Raw genomic sequence first — 21,547 nt, 5'->3', positions numbered from 1 at the left:
TGAACTAGCAGCGGAATACTTTTGTGGGAAGAACATCGTTACTAGGGTTGCGGCGGACCACCGTTTGGAGCACCGGGACCACCAGGGCCACCGGGGTGGGGACCTTGAAATCCACCGGGACCACCAGGACCACCAGGGCCACCGGGGTGGGGACCTTGAAATCCACCGGGACCACCAGGGCCACCAGGGCCACCAGGGTGCGGACCTTGAAATCCACCGGGACCACCAGGGCCACCGGGGTGGGGACCTTGAAATCCACCGGGACCACCAGGGCCACCAGGACCACCAGGGCCACCAGGGTGCGGACCTTGGAATCTACCGGGACCACCGGGGCCACCAGGGCCACCAGGACCACCAGGGCCACCAGGGCCACCAGGGCCACCAGGGCCACCAGGGCCACCAGGGCCACCGGGGTGGGGACCTTGAAATCTACCGGGACCACCGGGGTGGGGACCTTGGAATATAGCCCCGTGGTCACGTGGGCCTCGGAACTGTGGCCCTCGGAACCGAGCCGCCCATAGCCACCTTCCAGGAGCTGGCCGGAATTGGCCCGGCGGGGGCGGTGGAGGTGGTGCCACCCCCAACACCCGGAAGTAATTTGCCGGCGGTGGTGGTGGCGGTGCTCCGTATGGTGGCGGTGGCGGTGGCGGAGCTCCGTATGGTGGAGGCGGCGGCGGGGCAGAGTAATATTCGTAGTAAATCTGTGGGTAGTATTGCCAGAGCACGTATTGGGAATACAAGGGCGCTGGATAGTACGCTAAGTAGCTTGATGGCGGTGCCAGGTAGGTATACTCGGGCACGTTGGAAAAACCAATGTTGTATCCTGGTCCCCCCAGATCCAGGCTGAAGTTTAGATGTGCCCAAGCTGGGGTAGAGGCTCCCAAGGCACACACTGCTACAGCAATCATCCAGGTTTTGGGTTTGCGGTATCTCATTTTTGATGTACCTCATCCGTCTGTCTCGGTCGGAAGCATAGGCGCTTCATGCCTGAGAAAAACCAAGCATATATCATGCCAGACTGGATGCGCATGGGTATTAGGAGTGTTCTGGTTTGGGGGATGTAGCTGCATGGCTACAGAGTGCTGGTGACGAACAGGATTACTCTTTTGCAAGAGGTCAATTACCAAGAGAATTTTTTGTTTCGATGACCTGTGGTGAGCCCACGACAGGATTCTGACTCAAGTATGTTGTGGCACTTTCCCGGAGCAAGGTTGTTCTTGCACGCTATTAGATGATGTTTGACGCCAACCGTCTACTATGTGTCTACTGGCCAGAAAAAAGGCACCTAGCGAACTTGCTAAGTGCCTGTTTTATATGGTGCCGTTGAGGGGAATCGAACCTCTGACCTACTGATTACGAATCAGTTGCTCTACCGACTGAGCTACAACGGCAAAACCTACATTTATAGCGCCGGCAATGGTAGCGACAAGCGGATGGCGCTGTCAAAATCATTCGCTCGGCGGTTCTGACTAAGTATCTTCTTGCGGATACTCCGGCCGTTGCAGCAGGAATGCCTTGAGATAACGGCTTTCTGGTACTGCGGGGGCGACGGGGTGGTCGAGATCCTGACCACCCTCGGCGAGGATGACACTCGGGCTACGCAGCGCGGCGTGGCTGATTTCCCGCAGCAGCATCTCGCGCTGCATATGGAAAGAGCAAGAGGCTGAGAAGAGCAGGCCACCGGGGCGCAGCAAGCGTAGGGCAAGGTCATTCAAGCGGCGATAGGCTTGAACGCCTTCCTTTACATCTTTACGTGATTTGATCAGCGCCGGAGGGTCGAGAACGATGAGGTCGAAGCTTTCGCCCTGGTCACGTAGGAGGCGCAGGCTTTCCAGGGCATCGCTCTGTTGCGTCTGAATCTGTGCAAGGCCGTTCGCCTCCGCATTGCGCTGCAAGAGCTCCAGGGCGGGGGCAGACGCATCCACGGCTATTACTTCATGCGCCCCGGCGCGCGCCAGGGGCAGGGCGAAGGCCCCGCTATAGCTGAAAAGATCGAGTACCCGCCGTCCCGAAGCAAAACGTTGCAACAGACGGCGATTGGCGCGGTGATCGTAAAACCAGCCAGTTTTTTGTCCATGATACGGGTCGATCCAGAAGCGACAGCCGTTTTCTTCGATCTCAATCTGTGCCGGAACCTCGCCAGAAAGCACTTCGATACGATCGGCTAAGCCCTCGATCTTGCGTGCTGCACCGGTGGCCTTGAGCAGGATGCCACGCGCGGGGATCTCCGCCTGTAACGCATCGACAATCAGGGGCAGATCGCGTTCCATGCCCTGACTGCCAATTTGCAGCACCAGAGTATCGCCGTGGCGGTCGATGATCAGTCCCGGCAGTCCGTCGCCCTCGCCATGCACCAGTCGGTAGTAGGGTGAGTCTAGCAGGCGGGCACGCAGGGTCAGCGCGGCGGCGAAGCGACGTCGATAGAAGCGGGTATCGATTATCTCCGCAGCGTCGCGCGTTAGCAGGCGGGCGCAGAGCAGCGAATGGGGGCTGACGTGGGCCAGCCCCAAGGCATGCCCGTGGCTGTCCTCCACCTGCGCTACGGAGCCTGCCTCCAGTTGACTGATAGGCGTATGCGCGGTGTCGATCTCGTTGCTATAGAGCCAGACGTGGCCAGCGCGCAGGCGGCGTTCTTCGTTGCGGCGTAGGCGCAGGGGAGGGTAGCTGGACATGGGGAGGTTCCTGAGTCGTTGTTGTCTGTGGCAATTTTACAGACTCGTTGGCGCTTCGTATATTGGCGCCTTTCGATCGCCCCGGAGAGACCCCCATGCGTGCCGAGATTCGCCCCATTCGTTGGCAAGACCATCAGTTGCAGTTGCTCGATCAGCGTCGTCTACCCGCCGAAGAGACCTACCTCGCACTCAGCGATTATCGGGCCGCCGGGCAGGCAATCACTGATATGGTGGTGCGTGGCGCGCCGGCCATTGGCATTACCGCCGCCTATGCCATGGTTCTGGCGATGGACAGTGTACTGAACAAAAGCGATTGGCAGGCGGCGCTGGCATCCGCCGCAGAGGAATTGCGTACCGCACGTCCCACCGCGGTGAACCTGGCCTGGGCTATCGACCGGCAATTGGAGCTGGCGCGCGCGCAAAGCAGCGCGCAGGATGCCCGTGCGGCTTTGCTACAAGCCGCCCACGACCTGCTTGCCAAAGACATTGCCGATAATCAGCGCATGGGGCGTTTTGGCGTGGAAGTCTTGCCGGAACGGGGTGGCATTCTCACCCATTGCAACACCGGCAGCCTGGCTACGGGCGGCTATGGCACGGCACTGGGGGTGATTCGCGCCGGGTTTGCTGCAGGGCGGGACTGGCAGATTTATGCCGATGAAACGCGGCCGTGGTTGCAGGGCGCTCGCCTGACGGCTTGGGAGCTGCAAAAGGAAGGCATTCCGTTTTTTTTGAATGCTGATGCCGCCGCTGGCCATTTGATGGCGACCGGCAAGATTCACGCAGTAATCGTCGGTGCCGATCGCATTGCTGCCAATGGCGACGCCGCCAACAAGATCGGCACCTATAGCCTCGCGGTCCTGGCGCAGTATCACCAGATCCCTTTTTTCGTCGCCGCACCCCTCAGTACGGTGGACTTTGCCATGCCGGACGGCAGCCAGATCGTCATTGAAGAGCGTGCCGCGGAAGAGGTGCGCCGCTGTGGTGGCCAGGAAATGGCGCCGGCGGGCGTAGCAGTGCGCAATCCCGCCTTCGACGTGACGCCAGCCGGCCTCATTGCGGGCATCATTACCGAGTGTGGAGTGGCGCGGGCGCCATTTACCCAAGCTTTGGCAGCGCTGCGCACCTGAGCGAGTGCGTTAGTGGGCGAATGCTGGCATAATCTCGCGATGTTTTGTCGTTGGAATTGCGCTACATGGTAGATTTCGCCAAGGAAACCATCCCCGTCAGTCTCGAACAGGAGATGCGGCAGTCCTATCTGGACTACGCCATGAGCGTCATTGTCGGACGCGCCCTGCCCGACGCCCGCGATGGCCTCAAGCCCGTGCATCGGCGCGTACTTTTCGCCATGCACGAGATGAACAACGACTGGAACAAGCCATACAAGAAATCCGCGCGTGTGGTTGGTGATGTGATTGGTAAATACCACCCGCATGGAGATACGGCGGTTTACGACACCATCGTGCGCATGGCGCAAGACTTCTCCATGCGCTACCCACTCATCGACGGGCAGGGTAACTTCGGTTCGGTGGATGGCGACAGCCCTGCCGCCATGCGTTACACCGAAGTGCGCATGGCGCGTATTGCGCACGAGATGCTCGCCGACATCGACAAGGAAACCGTCGATTTCGGGCCGAATTATGACGAGAAAGAAGTCGAGCCGCTGGTGCTGCCGGCGCGCATTCCCAACCTGTTGATCAATGGTTCGGCGGGTATTGCGGTGGGTATGGCGACCAATATCCCGCCACATAACCTGACGGAAGTCATGAATGCCTGTGTTGCCTTGGTCGATGATCCAGAGCTGTCAGAGGAAGACCTTTTCGCGCTGGTGCCGGCGCCAGATTTTCCTACCGCCGGTATTATCCTTGGGCGGGCAGGTGCGGTAGAGGCCTATCGCAGCGGCCGTGGCCGGGTGGTGATGCGCGCCCGTGCCGAGTTTGAAACCGACAAGAAAACCGGGCGGCAGAGTATCATTGTTACCGAGTTGCCGTATCAGGTGAACAAGGCCAAGCTCATTGAGCGCATTGCCGAGATGGTCAAGGAAAAGCGCCTGGAGGGCATCTCTGACCTGCGCGACGAATCAGACAAGTCCGGTATGCGCATCGCCATCGAACTCAAGCGCGATGCCAATGGCGATGTGGTTTTGAACAATCTCTATCAGCACAGCGCTATGCAAAGCGTTTTTAATATCAACGTTGTTGCCCTGCTCGACGGCGCGCCGCGAACCCTAGGGCTGCGTGACCTATTGCAGGCCTTTTTGCGTCACCGCCGCGAGGTGGTCACGCGGCGCAGCATCTTCGAGCTGCGCAAAGCGCGCGATCGCGCTCATATTCTGGAAGGCCTCGCCGTGGCCCTCGCCAATATCGACCCGCTGATTGCTCTGATTCGCGCTGCTGCTAGTCCGGCGGAGGCTAAGGCGCAGATGCTGGCACGGGCCTGGCAGGCGGGTATGGTCGAGGCGTTGCTACGCGAGCGCGGCGAGCCCTCGGCGGGCTTGCAGCCAGATGGATACCATCTTTCCGAAGCCCAGGCCCAGGCCATTCTTGATTTGCGCCTGCATCGCCTTACCGGTCTGGAGCAGGACAAGATTCGCGACGAATACCTTGCCCTCTTGGAGCGCATTGGCGAACTCCTCGCCGTCCTCGGCTCCGAGGCGCGCCTGATGGCGGTGGTGCGGGAAGAGTTGGTTGCCATCCGTGATCAATATGGCGATGCTCGCCGCAGCGAGATCGTCGCCGACACCGGCAACATCAGCAATGAAGACCTGATTGCCGAAGAAGACATGGTGGTCACCTTTACCCACGCCGGCTACATCAAGGCGCAGCCGGTAACCGTCTTCAACGCCCAGCGGCGTGGCGGGCGCGGCAAGGTGGCAACGACGACCAAGGAAGAGGACTTTGTCGAACGGATGTTTGTCGCCTCAACGCACGCCTACGTGCTCTTTTTCAGTAATCTGGGCAAGGTCTTTTGGGAGAAAGTCTACCAGCTCCCGCAGGCGGGGCGTGGCGCGCGTGGCAAGCCCATCGTCAACCTGCTCTCTTTGGCGCCCACAGAGCGTATTACCACCGTGTTGCCGGTACGCGAGTTCCAGGAAGGCTATTATGTGTGCATGGTGACGGCGCATGGTGTGGTGAAAAAGACGCCACTGATGGATTACTCCCGCCCGCGTAGCCAGGGTATCAATGCCATCAACCTCGACCCCGGTGATCGCCTCGTGGCGGTTTGCCTCTCCGATGGGCAGCGCGAGTTCATGCTCTTCACCCGCGATGGTATGGCGGTGCGTTTCCCGGAAGAAAAAGTCCGCCCCATGGGCCGCACCGCCCGCGGCGTGCGCGGTATTTCCCTCGCAGAAGACGATCGCGTCATTTCCGCGCAACTGGTCGAGGAAACCCAGGTGATCCTGACGGCGACCGCCAATGGCTATGGTAAATTGACACCGGTGGGCGACTATCGCCGCACCAATCGCGGTGGCAAGGGCGTTATCGCCATTCAGAGCAATGCCCGCAACGGCAAAGTTGTAGGTGCTCTGGCAGTGCAGAACAGTGATGAACTCATGCTAGTTTCCGACGGTGGCACTCTGATTCGCATGGCGGTGAAGGAGATTCGCCGTACCGGTCGCAACGCCCAGGGCGTGCGCCTGATTAACCTGGGGGATGGCGAGCATCTGGCGGGCCTGGCCCTGATCGCCGATACGGAAGACGACGAGGAAGGGCAGGGAGAGCTGCCCATCGATGCATAATGAAACACGAGATCTATAACTTTAGCGCTGGTCCGGCAGTATTGCCAAAGCCGGTCCTGGCGCAGGTGCAGGAAGAACTGCCCAACTGGCATGGCAGCGGCATGTCGGTAATGGAAATGAGCCATCGTGGCGCCGAGTACACGGGCATTATCGCCCAGGCCGAGGCCGATCTGCGCGAGCTTCTCGCCATTCCTGAAAATTACCGTGTTCTGTTTTTGCAGGGCGGCGCTAGCCAGCAATTTGCCATGGTGCCCATGAACCTGCTCGCTGGAGGGAAGGCCGCCTACGTCGAGACGGGTATCTGGTCGCGCAAGGCGAGCAGCGAGGCGAAGCGCTTCGGCGAGATCGACATCGTTGCCAGCAATGCCGAGGCTGCCGACCATGCCGTGCCGCGGCAAGAGACCTGGCAGCTTCGCTCGGACCATCGCTACTGCCACATTGCTGACAATGAGACCGTTGATGGCATCGAGTTTGATTTCCTCCCTGAGCTGGGAGACCTACCCCTGGTTAGCGATGCCTCTTCCAATATCCTCTCCAGGCCTCTGGATGTCAGCCGTTTTGGCTTGATCTATGCGGGTGCGCAAAAAAATATCGGGCCGGCCGGCCTGACCCTGGTCATTGTGCGTGATGACCTCCTCGGGCAGGCGGGCCCGCAAGTGCCGACCATGCTCGACTATGCCGTGCATGCCGAGAACGATTCGATGTACAACACCCCACCGACCTTTGCCATTTATGTGGCTGGACTGGTTTTCCGCTGGCTTTTGCAGCAGGGTGGTTTAGCTGTCATGGCCGACCACAATGCGCGCAAGGCGGCCTTGTTGTACGGCGCTATTGATGGGTCCAGTGGTTTTTATCGAAATGACGTCGCTGTGGCCAATCGCTCGCGCATGAATGTGCCCTTCTTTCTCCGCGACTCCCGTCTGGATGCAGCGTTTTTGCAGGAGGCCGCGAGCTGGGGGCTATTGCAGCTCAAGGGACACCGTCTGCTTGGTGGCATGCGCGCCTCGATCTATAACGCCATGCCAGAGACCGGAGTGCTTGCCCTGGTGGATTTCCTCAACGATTTTGCCCGCCGCCATGGCTGAAGCAGGGGATGGGCAACTCCTCCAGTTGCGGCAGGAGATCGACCGCATCGATGGCGAAATTTTGCATTTGCTCTCAGAACGTGGTCGTCTGGCACATCGGGTGGGGGAGTACAAACAGGCTGCGGGCAGCATGCAGTTTTATCATCCCGACCGTGAGGCAGAGATTCTGCGCCGGGTGATGGCAGACAATCCTGGCCCTTTTTCCGCCGAACAAGTTGGCCGGATTTTCCGGGAGATCATTTCTGCGGGCTTAGCCTTGGAGCAACCGTTACGGGTGGCTTACTTGGGGCCGGCTGGAACCTTTTCCCAGCTCGCCGCGGAAAAACAATTTGGACACTCGGCTTGCTTTATTCCGGTGAGCAATATTGCCGAGATTTTCCGCCAGACGGATAGTGGTGCCACCCAGTTTGGTGTGGTGCCGGTAGAAAACAGTACGGAAGGTGCCGTTAACCAGACCCTGGACCTGATGCTCGATTACCCCCTGCAAATCTGTGGCGAGGTGGAGCTGCGTATCGTCCACAATTTGGTGTCCGCCATTCCACTGGAAGCTATCCGCCGTGTGCATGTCCACTATCAAACACGTGCCCAGTGCCGGCAGTGGTTCGCCCAGAATCTCCCAAGAGTGGAGCTTTGCGATGCCCCGAGCAATGCCGAGGCAGCACAGCGTGCAGCAGCCGATCCGCAAGCGGCAGCCATTTCCACTTTGGCCGCCGCCCAGCATGCTGGTCTCGAAGTCCTCGCGCAGGGGATTGAGGATAATCCGGAAAACAGCACCCGTTTTTGGGTGATTGGTAAGATTCCCACGCGTAGCACTGGCACCGACAAGACCAGTATTGTTGTGGGAGGCGCCCACCGTGCCGGTAGCCTGCATGCCTTGCTTGCCCCCTTTGCCCAAGCAGGCATCAGCCTCACCCGGATCGAATCGCGGCCCGCACGGAGCGCGCGTTGGCAGTATGTCTTCTATCTCGATTTTCTCGGTCATCAGCAAGACGCAGACGTACAGACAACTTTGCAAGTTCTGCAAGAGCAGGCGGCCTTTCTGCGTATTCTCGGTAGCTATCCCAAGGCGGTGTACTGATGTCCGTGCAGCCCATGCCCTGGGTCCAGGGTCTGCAACCCTATCAGCCGGGCAAACCCCTGGCGGCGTTGGAGCGGGAATTAGGCATCCGCGATGCGATCAAATTAGCCTCCAATGAAAACCCCCTGGGCACCAGTGTGCTCGTGCAGGAAGCCATCAGCGCCGCTTGTCGTGTGCTTGGCCGCTATCCCGAGGGCGCCGCGCCGGAATTGCGCGCAGCCCTTAGTCGTAAGCTCACAGTGACGGAAAATCAGATCCTCCTCGGTAATGGTTCCGATGAGATCATCACCATGCTCTGTCGTTGTTTTGCCGGACCAGGGGTGGAGGTGATCGTTTCCCAATATGCCTTTTCCGCCTATGCCATTGCTGCGCGCTCGGTGGGTGCGGAGCTTATCCAGGTGCCGGCCACGGAGTACGGCCACGATCTCGACGCCATGGCGGCGCGGATAGGATCGGCCACGCGTCTGATCTTTCTCGCCAATCCCAATAACCCCACGGGTACGCATTTTTCTGCGGCCGCCTTGGATGCCTTCCTGGCGCAGGTGCCCGAACAGGTCTTGGTAGTGCTCGACGAGGCCTACGCCGAGCTGATGCCGGCTGAAAATTACCCCAATGGTTTGGAGCGCTTGTCGCGTTATCCCAATTTGCTGGTCACCCGTACCTTCAGCAAGGCCTACGGCTTGGCGGGTTTGCGTCTGGGCTACGCCATTGCGAACCCGGAACTCATCGCCCTCCTGGAACGTCTGCGTTTGCCCTTTAACGTCAATAGCCTGGCGCAGGTGGCGGCGATCGCTGCCCTCGCCGACCATGAGCATTTGCAGGCCACTTTGACAAACAACCGTATCGGCCTCGCGCTGCTCGAACAAGGTCTGAAAAAGTTCGGATTGACAACGCTGCCGGCAGCGGGCAATTTTATCACCTTTTTTACCCCCGGCTTGGCGCAGCCTCTGTATGAGGCCCTGCTGCAACGCGGGGTGATTGTGCGGCCGCTGTTACCTTATGGTTTGCCTTCCCAGCTTCGGGTAAGCGTGGGTAATCCACAGGAAAATCAGCGTTTTTTACAGACTTTGGGTGAGGTACTCTGAATCATGATCGTTATCGTCAAACCCCAGGCCACGACAGAACAACGCGAACAGTTGCTGCGTCGGATCCGTGAGCTCGGCCTGCAGCCTATGGTCAGCAATGGCTCCGAGCGCACCGTGGTGGGTCTTATCGGCGACGAACGTCTGATTGCCGAGGGAATGTTGGAGTCCTTGCCCGCCGTGGAACAGGTTATGCCCATTCTCAAGCCCTACAAACTGGTCAGCCGGGAATTCAAGGCGACCGATAGCATCATTGACGTCCGTGGTATCCCCTTTGGTGGCAAGCAGATTCAGGTCATCGCCGGCCCCTGTTCGGTAGAAACGCCGGAGCAGATGCGCCAGGCAGCGGCAGCGGTGAAGGCTGCCGGTTGCCGCCTGATGCGCGGCGGTGCCTTCAAGCCGCGCACCAGTCCTTACACTTTTCAAGGTGTCGGTGACGAGGGGCTCGACTTTTTCCGTGACGCTGCTGATGCCTACGACCTGCCCATCGTTACGGAACTGATGGACGTGCGCAAGATTGACGTCTTCCTCGAAAAGCGGGTCGATGTTATCCAAATTGGCACGCGCAATATGCAGAATTTCGATCTACTCAAGGAGGTGGGCCGTTTGGATGTGCCCATCATCCTCAAGCGTGGCATGAGCGCGACGGTAAAAGAGTGGTTGATGGCGGCAGAGTATATTGCTGCCCACGGCAATCACCGCATTATCTTTGCCGAGCGCGGTATCCGCAGCTTCGAGACCAGTTACCGCAATATTCTCGACGTTACCGCGATCCCGTTCCTCAAAAAAGAGACCCACTTGCCAGTTATCGTTGACCCCAGTCATGCCGGCGGCAAGACCTGGCTGGTTCCTGCCCTGGCCAAAGCCGCCATTGCCGCGGGGGCAGATGGCTTGCTGGTCGAATCACATCCCTGCCCGGAAGAGGCTTGGTGTGACGCTGATCAGGCGCTGAGCCCGGAACAGCTAATGACGTTGATGGGTGATTTGCGCAAGCTCGCCGAGGCCATTGGTCGCGAACTCTGAGATGGCAGCGTTTCCCTTCCGGCGGATTGCCATTATTGGCTTGGGATTGATGGGAGGGAGCCTAGCCTTGGCGCTGCGGGCGCAGGGATTCTCGGGAAGCTTATTGGGGGCGGGCGGCTCGGTCAACGATCTACAATTGGCACGCGCTGCACAGCGTGCCAAAGCTGGCGTTGTCTTTGATCTGGTCAGCGAGGATCCCGCTGATCTGCCTCTGAGCGATGTCGATTTGTTGATCTTGGCGGTGCCACCGGCGTATTTGCCCACGTATTTTGCTTTGGCAGCACAGGCATTACCCGGCACTGCGGTCGTTACCGATCTGGCGAGCGTTAAGGGGGATAATGTAGCTGCGGGGGAAGCCCTGCTGGGTGCGCGCTATTTGTCTTCGCATCCCCTCATTGGCGCCGAGCAGCACGGCTTTGCAGCAGCGCGCGCCGATCTCTACAGCGATTATCGTTGCGTGCTATGTCATGCCGGGGCTCCAGACGCGGAGGTCGAGGCAAGGCTTTCGCAGTTTTGGGAGTCTCTTGGTGCCGAGTTGTTGTTGATGGATGCCGCCGCCCATGATGAGGCGCTGGCGGCCACTAGCCATCTGCCGCATCTGCTGGCCTTCGCCTACTTGGATATGTTAGGCGAAGAGCCTGATCTAACTCGGCTTGCTGGGGGAGGGCTGCGCGATTTCAGCCGCATTGCCGCCAGCGATCCAGAGCTTTGGGCCGACATCCTCTGGCAAAACCGTGCTGCTGTGCAGCGTGGTCTGCGCCGACTGCAGAAGCATCTTGCGCTATTCGATGCGGAACTGACCCAGGCAAATCCCTCGGCTTTGGCCACTAGCCTCGCGCGTGGGCAGCACGCACGGTCGCGCTTTCGCTTTCCTTCGCAATGAGGTCGACCATGGAGTATCTCGTTCAACCTGGTGGCTCTCTGCGCGGGCGCATCCGCGTACCGGGCGACAAATCCATTTCCCATCGCTCGGTCATTCTGGGTGCCTTGGCCGAGGGGGTGACGGAAGTTTCCGGCTTGCTGGAGGGCGCCGACGTCCTCGCGACCATCGCCGCGTTCCGCGCCATGGGGGTGCAAATCGAAGGGCCGGAGAATGGCCGCTTGCGTATCCACGGAGTCGGCTTGCATGGTTTGCAGGCACCCTCGGAGCCGCTGGATTGCGGCAATTCCGGCACCGCCATGCGTCTGCTGGCCGGGGTGATGGCCGGACAACGCTTTGCTAGCACTCTGATGGGTGATGAAAGTCTACAGCGTCGCCCTATGGGAAGAGTGATCGACCCCTTGCGCAGCATGGGTGCAAAGATTGACGCTCAAGGTGGCAAGGCACCGCTGCATGTCGATGGCGCACCGCTGCACGGGATCGATTACACCCTGCCTATGGCCAGCGCCCAGGTGAAATCGGCCATTCTGCTTGCCGGGCTCTATGCCGATGGCAAAACCTGCGTGAGCGAACCGGCGCCTACCCGTGATCATAGCGAGCGCATGCTGCGCGGCTTTGGCTATGCCGTGGAGCAGGAATCCTTGCGCGCTTGCCTGCACGGTGGTGGACGACTCAGCGGACAAAGTATCGACGTGCCGGCGGATATCTCCTCGGCGACCTTTTTCCTCCTGGGTGCAAGCATTGCGCCGGATTCTGATTTGTTGTTGGAAAATGTGGGCATCAACCCCACCCGCACTGGTGTCATCGAAATCCTTACGCGCATGGGCGCCCGGATCGACCTCACCCAGCTGCGCGAGGTAGGTGGGGAGCCTGTGGCTGATATCCGCGTACGTTCTGGCAAACTGCGGGGCATCGCCATTCCACCGCGCCTGGTACCGCTGGCCATTGACGAATTCCCTGCTATTTTTATCGCTGCCGCCTGTGCCGAAGGACAAACACGGGTGAGTGGTGCTGAAGAGTTACGGGTCAAAGAGAGCGATCGCATTGCGGTGATGGCGAGGGGGCTATGCAGTCTGGGAATTGCGATCGAGGAAACGGTAGATGGTGCGGTAATCCACGGCGGCGAACTGCAGGGCGGTACCGTAGACAGTCATGGTGATCATCGCATCGCCATGTCCTTTGCCATGGCGGCCTTGCGCGCTCAATCAGCGATCGAAATTAGGGATTGTGCCAACGTCGCTACCTCTTTCCCAAATTTCCCCGAGCTTTCTCGCCAGGCTGGGCTGCATTTGCAGGAGTTCGACAAATGAGTTCGATCCCGGTTATTGCCATTGATGGCCCGGGAGGCGTTGGCAAGGGCACGCTTAGCCGCCTCTTGGCGGCACGTCTGGGCTGGCATCTGCTGGACAGTGGTGCCATCTATCGTGCCATGGGCCTGGCAGCGGCAGGTGCCGGACTGCTGAAGGCCGGGCAGGCAATGGATGAAGCCGCGCTTACCGCTCTGGCGCGTGATTTACCCTTACGCTTTGCCGAGCAGGATGGACAGACTCGCGCCTATCTGGGAGCCGACGACATCACCGAAGAATTGCGCAGTGCCGAGGCGGGTCAGCGCGCCTCGCAAGTTGCCGTTATTCCTGCCCTGCGCGCCGCGCTCCTGCAACGGCAACGGGATTTTCGTCGCATGCCAGGACTGGTTGCGGACGGGCGCGACATGGGTACAGTGGTCTTTGCCGACGCCCCTCTCAAGATCTTCCTCACGGCGAGCGTCGAAGAGCGTTCCAAGAGACGGCTAAAACAGTTGCTAGAACAGGGAGCTAGTGCTACTCTCGCACAGGTTGAAACGGAGATTGCCGAGCGTGATCGCCGTGATCGCGAACGCAGCGTGGCGCCCCTGTTGCCGGCACCTGATGCGCGTCTTTTGGACAATAGCGGTCAGAACATTGAAGAGACTTTTCGGGTCCTCGAAGGGTGGGCGCGTGACACCCTCGGGGAGTTTTTTTGTTGCCAGTGATGGCATTTGCAGAATGTATTGGAGCAGCACACGGCTCCGTAAAGAGGTTTAGTGAATTTTATGACCACCCCACACAGTGAAGTGCAGTCCGAACCCAGTTTTGCCGAACTCTTCGCCGCCAGCGAGAGTTCGCAAGGTCTCAAGCCCGGTGACTTGCTTGTTGGTACCGTAACGCGTGTCGACAACGATATTGTTATGGTCGATGTGGGCCTTAAGTCCGAAGGGCCAATTCCGGCCGAGCAGTTTCGTAACGCCGAGGGCGGCTTGGAAGTCCAGGTTGGCGACCAAGTAGAGGTTTGTCTTGAATCGGTGGAAGACGGCATGGGCGAGACCCGCCTCTCCCGCGAAAAGGCGCGACGTGCCAAGACATGGGTGGATCTGGAAGGTGCTTTTGCCGACAACGCGGTGGTCAAGGGTTTCCTTACCGGCAAGGTCAAGGGTGGCTTTACCGTCAGCATCGACGGAGTGCGCGCCTTCCTGCCTGGTTCTTTGGTGGATGTACGCCCGGTACGCGATGTTGCTTATCTCGAAGGCAAAGAGCTCGAGATGAAGATCATCAAGCTCGATCGCAAACGCAACAATGTTGTCGTTTCGCGGCGCGCAGTCGTGGAGCAGGAACAGAGTGCTGAGCGTGGCCAATTGCTGGAAAGTATCCAGGAGGGTGCCATTCTCGAGGGTGTGGTCAAAAACCTCACCGATTATGGCGCGTTCATCGATTTGGGCGGCATCGATGGTCTGTTGCACATCACCGACATGGGTTGGCGCCGCGTCAAGCATCCCAGCGAAGTGGTTAATGCCGGTGACGAGGTCAAGGTGATGGTGCTCAAGTTCGATCGCGAGCGTGGCCGCATCTCCTTGGGTATGAAGCAGTTGGGTGCCGACCCGTGGCAAGATATCGCTCGCCGTTATCCAGAGCATATGCGGATCTTTGGTAAGGTCACCAACATTACCGATTATGGCGCGTTCGTCGAGATCGAAGATGGTGTCGAAGGCCTGGTGCATGTTTCCGAAATCGACTGGACCAACAAAAATGTCAATCCAGCCAAGGCGTTGCACCTGAGTCAGGAAGTGGAAGTGATGGTGCTCGATATCGACGAAGAGCGGCGACGCATTTCCCTCGGTATCAAGCAGTGTTTGCCGAATCCGTGGGAAGATTTCTCCGATAACTTCCAGAAGGGTGACCGGGTGTCCGGGCAGATCAAGAGCATTACCGATTTCGGGGTATTCATTGGTCTCGATGGTGGCATCGACGGCCTGATCCACCTCTCTGACTTGTCCTGGGAACGCGCTGGGGAAGAAGCCGTACGCGACTTCAAAAAGGGCGATTCAGTAGATGCGGTGGTGCTGAGCATCGATCCAGAGCGGGAACGCATCAGTCTGGGCATCAAGCAGCTCGAAAACGATCCATTCCTGCAGTTTGTAGCGGCGAATGATAAAGGCGAGATGCTGGACGGCGAGATTCTCTCTGTGGATGGCAAGGGTGCCTTGGTACGTCTCGCCGAAGGGGTCGAAGGATTCCTCCCGACCCGCGAGATCGCCAAAGGAACACACTTGGAAGAGGGGGGTAGTGTGCGCGTGGCAATTGCCATGGTGGATCGGAAAAATCGCAGCCTGACCCTGGGTAGTAAGGCACGCGAGGCCGTCCACAGCCAGTCGCCCGAGGATCAGTCAGCACTGGTGCAGCAATATGCGCGTAGCGCCGCAACCGGCACCACGAGTCTGGGCGACCTGATCAAGGAGCAGCTCAAGCGTAAGCAGGAAGAAGAGGGTTAATCGTGCCTTCTGGGCCATTCAACGCGCGGCGTTGGGTGGCCTTTTTCCTGTAGATTGGGAGGATTTCCGATGACAAAGTCAGAATTGATCAAATACATTAGTGCGCAACACCCATTGTTACCGCCGCGCGATATCGAAAATGCCACCCGGCACATCCTCGATTACCTGAGCGACGCCTTGCAGCAGGATGAGCGCATCGAGATTCGTGGTTTTGGCAGTTTTTCGCTGCATATTCGTCCCGAAAAATTGGGCCGTAATCCCCGCACTGGCGAATCGGTCATGGTGCCGGAAAAGCGTGTGCCACATTTTAAGGCCGGCAAGGAATTGCGCGAGCAGGTCGATTACGCCCCTGAGTCGGTGAGCTAGGATTGCAGTCGTTGCCATGGGTAACCTAACCCTGGCGCTGTTCCTGCTGCTTCCGCTCGCGTTTCTGGCTGGCTGGCTGATTTCCGCGCGCGTTAAAGGTCGTCGGTCACCAGTTCCTATCCCGCGCATCTACGTGCAGGGCTTGGGTCACCTTCTTGGCGAGCGCAATGACGAAGCGGTCAAAACCTTTCTTGATGCACTGCGTCGCTACCCGGAGAGCTCCGAACTTTTGCTTGCCTTAGGGCGCCTGTTTCGGCGTCGCGGTGAGCTCGAGCGCGCGCTCAGTATTCATCAACATCTGCTCGAACAGCAAGAGTTGGACCTTTCAGGTAAGCAGGAAGTGCTGTTGGAAATGGCACGAGACTATCTCAAGGCGGGTATCCTCAATCGTGCCGAATCCATTTTGTTGGACTTGCTGCAAAAAGATGATCCTTCCCTGGCGGGTCGGGAACTCTTGGCAGAAGTCTATGAGCTGGGCGGCGATTGGAGTCAAGCCATAAGGGTGCGTCGTGCGCTGCGCGAAAGTGGCAGAATGGGGCAAAACAGCATTATCGCGCTCCTCTACTGTGAACTTGCTGAAGAAGGAATGCGGCGCAACGAAGCGGTAGAGTCTTACCTAGTGGATGCCGAACGTGCTGACGCACAGTGCCCCCGGCTCGCCCTATTGCGGGGGCAGATTGCCCATGCGCAACAAGACTGGGAAGCTGCGGCGCAATATTGGTCAACGTTGTTACGTGCAGATAGTATTGCCGTCCTCGCTCAGGTACTCGAGCCGTATTTAGAGAGCCTGCGCAATTGCGCGTCATCCGCCAATTGCCGTGCCTGGCGCGCCCAATTGATGTCAATGGCGGAAGGCACATCTGTCTTGTTGCCTCGCCTCATTGACGCCTTACGGCACGTGGAGGGAAGCGCGGCAGCCATTGATGTTCTCCGTGACAAACTGCGACGGAATAATGATCTCTTGGCCCTTCAACTCTACCTGCGTGCTGGCGGTGATGCTGCTGCGGTACTACCGGAGATGCAACAGATGGTAGCCAAGCTGCCTCTGTCCGAGGGGCTCTTCCAGTGTCATCATTGTGGATACCAAACAGCAGAGTTTTATTGGCGCTGCCCCAGCTGTCGGCATTGGGGTACTTTTCGAGGAGGATTGGCAGCATGACCCCACTCATCGTCGCTCTCGATTTCCCAGATGCACAAGCTGCCCTGCGGATGGCCGATCGTCTTGATGCACGGCAGTGCCGGGTGAAGGTTGGTAAGGAACTCTTCACCAGGGCTGGTCCGGCCATCGTGGAGTCGCTGCAACAGCGCGGGTTCCAGGTATTTCTCGATCTGAAATTTCATGATATTCCAGCGACGGTCGCCGGCGCTTGTCGGGCTGCGGCCGATCTTGGGGTGTGGATGGTGAACGTGCATGCCAGCGGCGGTCGGGCGATGCTGGAAGCCGCACGCGATGCGATCGATGTCAAGATAGGCACGCCGCCCCTGTTGATTGCCGTCACCGTCCTTACCAGCCTCAATGCATCGGGTCTGGCGGAAATTGGCTGTACTGCCAACCCCACCGCGCAGGTGATCCGGTTGGCCGGGTTGGCCGCCGATGCTGGGCTCGACGGAGTCGTCTGTTCCGCCCAAGAGGCGACGGAGTTGCGCCAGCATTGGCCCACGCTGCTCCGCGTCACTCCGGGTATTCGCCCGGCCGGCGCTACCGCTGATGACCAGCGGCGTATCGTTACGCCGTCCGCTGCCTTGGCGCAAGGCGCCGATTATCTAGTGGTAGGACGCCCGATCACGGCGGCTGCCGATCCTGACGCCGCAATGGCAGCGCTCATTGCAGAAATGGGCCCGGCAAGTGTACGGTAGGGCCGCATCATTCCGGAGAATCTGATAATGTCGAAAACATTGCTTAGCGCAGATCAACTTGTCGCCCTGTATGAGGAGGATGCGGCGCTTTTGCACGGCCATTTTCTGCTCTCCTCGGGCCTGCACAGCGATACCTATTTGCAGTCGGCCCGGATACTGCAGTACCCCAAGCACGCTGCGCAGGTGGCGGAGGCTATGGTCGCAGGCATTCCTGAGGCCCTACGCGAGCAGATTACCGCCGTTGTTGGCCCGGCAATGGGCGCAGTGATCGTTGCGCAGGAGTGCGGGCGGGCCCTGGGGGTGCGCGCATTTTTTACCGAGCGGGAAGGTGGACAGATGACCCTGCGCCGTGGCTTTGCCCTGGAACCTGGCGAGGCGGTCCTGGTGGTCGAAGATATTACCACTACCGGTGGCTCCACCCGCGAGTGTATGGCGGTGGTGCGGGCCAGTGGGGCAAGAGTTGCGGCAGTGTCGGCGATCATCGACCGCAGTAGTGCGGGCATTCCCGATTTTGACGGAGTGCCGTATTATCCCCTGCTTCGTTTGCCCGTGCAGACTTGGGAGGAGACGGATTGTCCTCTCTGTGCCGCTGGCTCGCAGGCAGTCAAGCCCGGGAGTCGGGGTTTACGTTGAACTTGAGCGAAATTGGTCGAGGTCTTAGGATGATCCTATGGCCGTGGAAAATCTGCAGAGAAAGGACAAAGTCATGGAGTTGAATACCCCCGCCGATGCGCCGTTGGAGCGGCACATGCGTTTTACCGTACCCGCCGCCGATGTCGAGATGCACTACAAAGAATCCCTGCGGCAAAAGGCGAAGCATGCGCGCCTGCCCGGTTTTCGTCCTGGCAAGGTGCCGATGCCAGTCGTTGAACGTCAGTTCGGACGCGATGCCCTGCTTGAGGCCTTCGACGAACTGATCAATGAGCATTATGCCGATGCCCTGCGCAGTCATGAACTGCGTCCGGTAGCGCGGCCTGAGGTCAACGTCGAACAAGGAGCGCCGGGTCAGGATTTGATCTTCACCGCAGTGGTGGAAGTCTACCCAGAATTTACCCCGCAGGTGCCGAGTGCTTCTCTAACGCGCAAGGTGGTAGAGATTAGTGATGCTGACGTGGAGCGCACGCTGACGGTCATGCGCCAACAGCGGCAGGATTACGTCACAGTGGAGCGGGCAGCGCAGACAGGTGATCGGGTGTTGCTCGATTTCCAAGGCAAGATTGATGGTGAACCCTTCGCCGGTGGAACCATGGATGACTATCCCGTGCTCATCGGTGCTGGCCGCCTTTTGCCGGAAATGGAAAATGCACTAATTGGGATGTCAATGGGAGAGGGAAAAGAGGTTGCTGTGCCTTTTCCCGAGGACTATCAGGTGGCGGAGTTGGCAGGCAAGACGGCAGAGTTTCTCGTGCGAGTTAAGGACGTTGCCGAGCCGCGCTTACCCGATCTAGACGCGGATTTTGCCCGCTCTTTGGGTATTGACGATGGTGATGTAGCAACCTTGCAAGCGGAGGTGCGGGCGAACCTGGAGCGTGAAGCCGAGCGGCTCAGTCGCCAGCAGGTTAAGACGGTGCTGATGGAAGAGATGTTGGTCGTCAATCCCATCGAGTTGCCCAAAGCGCTCCTGCAGCAGGAAGAGGAACGGCAGAAGCAAGGCCGGGAGGGCGAGCTTAATGAAGCGCAACACAATGAAGTCGAGAGGCGGGTGCGTTTGGGACTCGTGCTATCTGAGCTTGCCCGCCAGCAGCAACTGCGTGCATCGACGGCAAAAATGGAACAAGCTTTAGTGGAAATGGCAGAACAGTACGAAGACCCTCGCGAGTTCATGGCCTGGTATCGCAAGGACCGTGAACGTATGGAGAACCTGGAATCGATGGTTCTCGAAGATGTGGTAGTGGACTGGTTGCTCGAGCGTGCTACAGTGAAAGAAGATAAAGTCGGGTTTCAGGATCTGATTGGTGCTCGCGCTGCTGCAGGCAGTGAGAGCTAAAGCAGGAAAACGAGAGGGCAGTGGCGATGAAGCTGGGATTACAGGACGAACATATGCAGGAAACGCGGGCTTTGGGTTATGTGCCCATGGTCATCGAGCAGACCGGTCGTGGTGAGCGTGCCTTTGACATCTACTCGCGCTTGCTCAAGGAGCGGGTCATTTTTCTGGTCGGCCCGGTCGAAGACATGATGGCCAATCTGGTAGTCGCCCAACTGCTGTTTTTGGAGGCGGAAAATCCCGAAAAGGACATCGCTCTGTACATCAATAGTCCTGGCGGTTCGGTCACTGCAGGATTGGCGATTTACGACACCATGCAGTTCATCCGTCCGGCGGTGAGTACTGTGTGCGTAGGGCAAGCGGCCAGTATGGGAGCGGTGCTCCTCGCGGCGGGTGCCGAGGGTAAGCGTTATGCCCTGCCCAATGCACGGATCATGTTGCACCAGCCCTCGGGTGGTTTTCAGGGAGTCGCCCACGATATCGACATTCACGCGAAAGAAATCCTGCGGATTCGCGAACGCCTGAATGAGATCCTGGTGCATCATACAGGTCAGGAAAAAGAACGCATTGAACGCGACCTGGATCGGGACTTTTTTATGTCCGCCGGCGAAGCGAAGGATTACCGTTTGGTTGATGCCGTCATAACCCATCGTGGCGATGACGAGAGTGCCTGAAGACAGGCGGGAGTGTAGCGATGTCTGGAAAAAATGAGAGCAGTGGTGACAAAAACCTCTGTTGTTCCTTTTGTGGCAAAACGCAACACGAAGTACGCAAGCTGATTGCCGGACCCAACGTCTTCATCTGCGACGAATGTATCGAGCTCTGTAATGACATCGTCAAGGATGAATCTTTGGACGAAAATGCCAGCAGCCAAGACCAAAAGCTGCCCAAGCCGATGGAAATTCGCCAGACTCTCGACGATTATGTGATCGGCCAGGAAGTCGCCAAAAAGGTGTTGTCGGTGGCAGTTTATAACCACTACAAACGCTTGGAGCACGGCGGCAGCGGCGCTGATGTGGAACTCGACAAAAGTAACATCCTGCTCATTGGCCCCACCGGTTCGGGCAAGACCTTGCTTGCGCAGACCCTGGCCCGTTTGCTCAATGTGCCTTTTGCCATGGCCGATGCCACGACGCTCACCGAGGCCGGTTATGTTGGTGAGGATGTCGAGAACATCATTCAGAAGCTCTTGCAGAAATGCGACTACGACGTCGAGAAAGCGCAGACCGGTATTGTCTACATCGACGAGATCGACAAGATCTCCCGAAAATCCGAAAATCCTTCCATTACCCGAGATGTGTCGGGTGAGGGCGTGCAACAGGCCCTGCTCAAGTTGATCGAGGGTACGGTGGCATCGGTACCGCCTCAGGGCGGGCGCAAGCATCCACAACAAGAGTTTTTGCAGGTCGATACCCGCAACATCCTCTTTATCTGTGGTGGCGCCTTCGCCGGTTTGGAAAAATCCGTTGCCAGTCGCTTGGAAAAAGGTGGAATTGGTTTTGGGGCGAAGATCAAAAAGGGTAAAGAAAATCTCGCCACGGCAACCATGATGGAAAATCTCGAGCCCGAGGACTTGGTGCGCTATGGTCTGATTCCAGAATTTGTTGGGCGTTTGCCCATCTTGGCGCTGCTCGAAGAACTGGACGAAGACGCCTTGGTGACCATCCTTACCGAACCCAAGAACGCACTCGTCAAACAGTACCAAAAGCTCTTTGCCCTAGAGGGTATCCAGCTCGAGATTCGTCCCGAGGCCCTGCGCGCCATCGCTAAGAAGGCGCTCACGCGTAAAACTGGCGCCCGTGGCTTGCGCTCCATCCTTGAGCACATCCTTCTCGACACCATGTATGAGCTACCTTCCATGACAGGCATCAGAAAGGTCGTGGTCGATGCAGGTGTGGTCGAAAATGGCAACAAGCCACTATTGGTTTATGACGAAGCGGCCAAGATAGACGCTTCTCATCCGGCCTAGATTGTACGAATCCGACGCCGTTGAAAACGGC

The 21,547-nt window shown here is 58.5% G+C and carries 20 protein-coding genes and 1 tRNA gene; 18 read left to right on the top strand and 3 right to left on the bottom strand.

All coding sequences use genetic code 11. The features are described 5' to 3' along the window. Window positions 1-4: 4 nt before the first annotated feature. On the bottom strand, window positions 5-478 hold the full coding sequence (locus AB4090_RS05940) for a hypothetical protein (protein ID WP_369572945.1): 474 nt from the start codon (window positions 476-478) through the stop codon (window positions 5-7). Here AB4090_RS05940 and AB4090_RS05935 point away from each other — a divergent pair, their 5' ends adjacent. Next, on the top strand, window positions 479-847 hold the full coding sequence (locus AB4090_RS05935) for a hypothetical protein (RefSeq protein ID WP_369572944.1): 369 nt from the start codon (window positions 479-481) through the stop codon (window positions 845-847). A gap of 468 nt (window positions 848-1,315) precedes the next feature. Here AB4090_RS05935 and AB4090_RS05930 read toward each other — a convergent pair. Both AB4090_RS05930 and AB4090_RS05925 read right to left on the bottom strand, forming a co-directional pair. Then, window positions 1,316-1,391 (bottom strand) — tRNA-Thr (locus AB4090_RS05930). A 78-nt stretch (window positions 1,392-1,469) separates the two neighbouring features. Then, window positions 1,470-2,672 (bottom strand): class I SAM-dependent rRNA methyltransferase, encoded by a 1,203-nt coding sequence (locus tag AB4090_RS05925; protein ID WP_369572943.1) that lies wholly within the window; start codon window positions 2,670-2,672, stop codon window positions 1,470-1,472. 47 nt (window positions 2,673-2,719) lie between these two features. Between AB4090_RS05925 and mtnA the strand changes: the two genes are divergently transcribed. The 17 genes from mtnA to clpX all read left to right on the top strand — a co-directional run bounded on the left by mtnA (window position 2,720) and on the right by clpX (window position 21,516). Next, window positions 2,720-3,799 (top strand): S-methyl-5-thioribose-1-phosphate isomerase, encoded by a 1,080-nt coding sequence (mtnA, locus tag AB4090_RS05920; protein WP_369572942.1) that lies wholly within the window; start codon window positions 2,720-2,722, stop codon window positions 3,797-3,799. Window positions 3,800-3,864: 65 nt separating this feature from the next. Continuing rightward, window positions 3,865-6,408 (top strand): DNA gyrase subunit A, encoded by a 2,544-nt coding sequence (gene gyrA / locus AB4090_RS05915; protein ID WP_369573025.1) that lies wholly within the window; start codon window positions 3,865-3,867, stop codon window positions 6,406-6,408. Continuing rightward, a complete protein-coding gene (serC, locus tag AB4090_RS05910) occupies window positions 6,408-7,493 on the top strand; it encodes a 3-phosphoserine/phosphohydroxythreonine transaminase (RefSeq protein ID WP_369572941.1) in 1,086 nt (361 codons plus the stop codon). Before gyrA ends, serC begins: the two co-directional genes overlap by 1 nt. Beyond that, the gene (gene pheA, locus AB4090_RS05905) at window positions 7,486-8,571 is read left to right on the top strand and encodes a prephenate dehydratase (protein ID WP_369572940.1); all 1,086 of its coding nucleotides are present in this window, start codon (window positions 7,486-7,488) and stop codon (window positions 8,569-8,571) included. The genes serC and pheA overlap by 8 nt, the downstream gene beginning before the upstream one ends. Next, window positions 8,571-9,656, top strand: a complete 1,086-nt coding sequence (gene hisC, locus AB4090_RS05900) for a histidinol-phosphate transaminase (protein WP_369572939.1) — start codon at window positions 8,571-8,573, stop codon at window positions 9,654-9,656. Before pheA ends, hisC begins: the two co-directional genes overlap by 1 nt. 3 nt (window positions 9,657-9,659) lie before the next feature. Then, window positions 9,660-10,676, top strand: coding sequence for a 3-deoxy-7-phosphoheptulonate synthase (aroF, locus tag AB4090_RS05895; protein WP_369572938.1), 1,017 nt, complete (start codon window positions 9,660-9,662; stop codon window positions 10,674-10,676). A 1-nt stretch (window position 10,677) separates the two neighbouring features. Then, window positions 10,678-11,559: a prephenate dehydrogenase gene (locus AB4090_RS05890; RefSeq protein ID WP_369572937.1), complete on the top strand. Its 882-nt coding sequence runs from the start codon at window positions 10,678-10,680 to the stop codon at window positions 11,557-11,559. Window positions 11,560-11,567: 8 nt separating this feature from the next. Further along, window positions 11,568-12,866 carry a 3-phosphoshikimate 1-carboxyvinyltransferase gene (gene aroA / locus AB4090_RS05885; RefSeq protein WP_369572936.1) on the top strand — a complete coding sequence of 433 codons (1,299 nt, stop codon included), beginning with the start codon at window positions 11,568-11,570 and terminating at the stop codon, window positions 12,864-12,866. Continuing rightward, the gene (gene cmk / locus AB4090_RS05880; protein ID WP_369572935.1) at window positions 12,863-13,567 is read left to right on the top strand and encodes a (d)CMP kinase; all 705 of its coding nucleotides are present in this window, start codon (window positions 12,863-12,865) and stop codon (window positions 13,565-13,567) included. The genes aroA and cmk overlap by 4 nt, the downstream gene beginning before the upstream one ends. Window positions 13,568-13,627: 60 nt before the next feature. Then, window positions 13,628-15,340: a 30S ribosomal protein S1 gene (gene rpsA / locus AB4090_RS05875; RefSeq protein ID WP_369572934.1), complete on the top strand. Its 1,713-nt coding sequence runs from the start codon at window positions 13,628-13,630 to the stop codon at window positions 15,338-15,340. A gap of 69 nt (window positions 15,341-15,409) precedes the next feature. Next, window positions 15,410-15,706, top strand: a complete 297-nt coding sequence (locus AB4090_RS05870) for an integration host factor subunit beta (protein ID WP_369572933.1) — start codon at window positions 15,410-15,412, stop codon at window positions 15,704-15,706. Between the two features lie 16 nt (window positions 15,707-15,722). Beyond that, window positions 15,723-16,865, top strand: a complete 1,143-nt coding sequence (locus tag AB4090_RS05865) for a tetratricopeptide repeat protein (protein WP_369572932.1) — start codon at window positions 15,723-15,725, stop codon at window positions 16,863-16,865. Beyond that, window positions 16,862-17,563 (top strand): orotidine-5'-phosphate decarboxylase, encoded by a 702-nt coding sequence (gene pyrF, locus AB4090_RS05860; protein WP_369572931.1) that lies wholly within the window; start codon window positions 16,862-16,864, stop codon window positions 17,561-17,563. The genes AB4090_RS05865 and pyrF overlap by 4 nt, the downstream gene beginning before the upstream one ends. 27 nt (window positions 17,564-17,590) lie before the next feature. Beyond that, complete coding sequence (gene pyrE, locus AB4090_RS05855) at window positions 17,591-18,196, top strand: orotate phosphoribosyltransferase (RefSeq protein WP_369572930.1); 606 nt, start codon at window positions 17,591-17,593, stop codon at window positions 18,194-18,196. A gap of 37 nt (window positions 18,197-18,233) precedes the next feature. Then, the gene (gene tig / locus AB4090_RS05850; protein WP_369572929.1) at window positions 18,234-19,550 is read left to right on the top strand and encodes a trigger factor; all 1,317 of its coding nucleotides are present in this window, start codon (window positions 18,234-18,236) and stop codon (window positions 19,548-19,550) included. 26 nt (window positions 19,551-19,576) lie between these two features. After that, window positions 19,577-20,221 (top strand): ATP-dependent Clp endopeptidase proteolytic subunit ClpP, encoded by a 645-nt coding sequence (gene clpP, locus AB4090_RS05845; RefSeq protein ID WP_369573024.1) that lies wholly within the window; start codon window positions 19,577-19,579, stop codon window positions 20,219-20,221. Between the two features lie 20 nt (window positions 20,222-20,241). Continuing rightward, entirely contained in the window at window positions 20,242-21,516 is a 1,275-nt protein-coding gene (gene clpX, locus AB4090_RS05840) for an ATP-dependent Clp protease ATP-binding subunit ClpX (RefSeq protein WP_369572928.1), read from the top strand. The last annotated feature ends 31 nt before the right edge of the window (window positions 21,517-21,547 follow it).

Source organism: Acidithiobacillus sp. IBUN Pt1247-S3 (genome assembly GCF_041146875.1).
Taxonomy (GTDB): Bacteria; Pseudomonadota; Gammaproteobacteria; order Acidithiobacillales; family Acidithiobacillaceae; genus Igneacidithiobacillus.
Note: the sequence above shows the minus strand (reverse complement) of the source record. Positions and strands in the feature narration are given on the sequence as shown.

Bases quoted from the DNA above. Each gene is read 5' to 3' on its own strand.
- AB4090_RS05925 (WP_369572943.1), bottom strand. From the start codon at position 2,672: ATGTCCAGCTACCCTCCCCTGCGCCTACGCCGCAACGAAGAACGCCGC.
- rpsA (WP_369572934.1), top strand. From the start codon at position 13,628: ATGACCACCCCACACAGTGAAGTGCAGTCCGAACCCAGTTTTGCCGAA.
- pheA (WP_369572940.1), top strand. From the start codon at position 7,486: ATGGCTGAAGCAGGGGATGGGCAACTCCTCCAGTTGCGGCAGGAGATC.
- cmk (WP_369572935.1), top strand. From the start codon at position 12,863: ATGAGTTCGATCCCGGTTATTGCCATTGATGGCCCGGGAGGCGTTGGC.
- AB4090_RS05865 (WP_369572932.1), top strand. From the start codon at position 15,723: ATGGGTAACCTAACCCTGGCGCTGTTCCTGCTGCTTCCGCTCGCGTTT.
- gyrA (WP_369573025.1), top strand. From the start codon at position 3,865: ATGGTAGATTTCGCCAAGGAAACCATCCCCGTCAGTCTCGAACAGGAG.
- AB4090_RS05870 (WP_369572933.1), top strand. From the start codon at position 15,410: ATGACAAAGTCAGAATTGATCAAATACATTAGTGCGCAACACCCATTG.
- aroA (WP_369572936.1), top strand. From the start codon at position 11,568: ATGGAGTATCTCGTTCAACCTGGTGGCTCTCTGCGCGGGCGCATCCGC.
- clpP (WP_369573024.1), top strand. From the start codon at position 19,577: ATGAAGCTGGGATTACAGGACGAACATATGCAGGAAACGCGGGCTTTG.
- pyrF (WP_369572931.1), top strand. From the start codon at position 16,862: ATGACCCCACTCATCGTCGCTCTCGATTTCCCAGATGCACAAGCTGCC.
- hisC (WP_369572939.1), top strand. From the start codon at position 8,571: ATGTCCGTGCAGCCCATGCCCTGGGTCCAGGGTCTGCAACCCTATCAG.
- AB4090_RS05890 (WP_369572937.1), top strand. From the start codon at position 10,678: ATGGCAGCGTTTCCCTTCCGGCGGATTGCCATTATTGGCTTGGGATTG.
- clpX (WP_369572928.1), top strand. From the start codon at position 20,242: ATGTCTGGAAAAAATGAGAGCAGTGGTGACAAAAACCTCTGTTGTTCC.
- aroF (WP_369572938.1), top strand. From the start codon at position 9,660: ATGATCGTTATCGTCAAACCCCAGGCCACGACAGAACAACGCGAACAG.
- serC (WP_369572941.1), top strand. From the start codon at position 6,408: ATGAAACACGAGATCTATAACTTTAGCGCTGGTCCGGCAGTATTGCCA.
- tig (WP_369572929.1), top strand. From the start codon at position 18,234: ATGGCCGTGGAAAATCTGCAGAGAAAGGACAAAGTCATGGAGTTGAAT.
- pyrE (WP_369572930.1), top strand. From the start codon at position 17,591: ATGTCGAAAACATTGCTTAGCGCAGATCAACTTGTCGCCCTGTATGAG.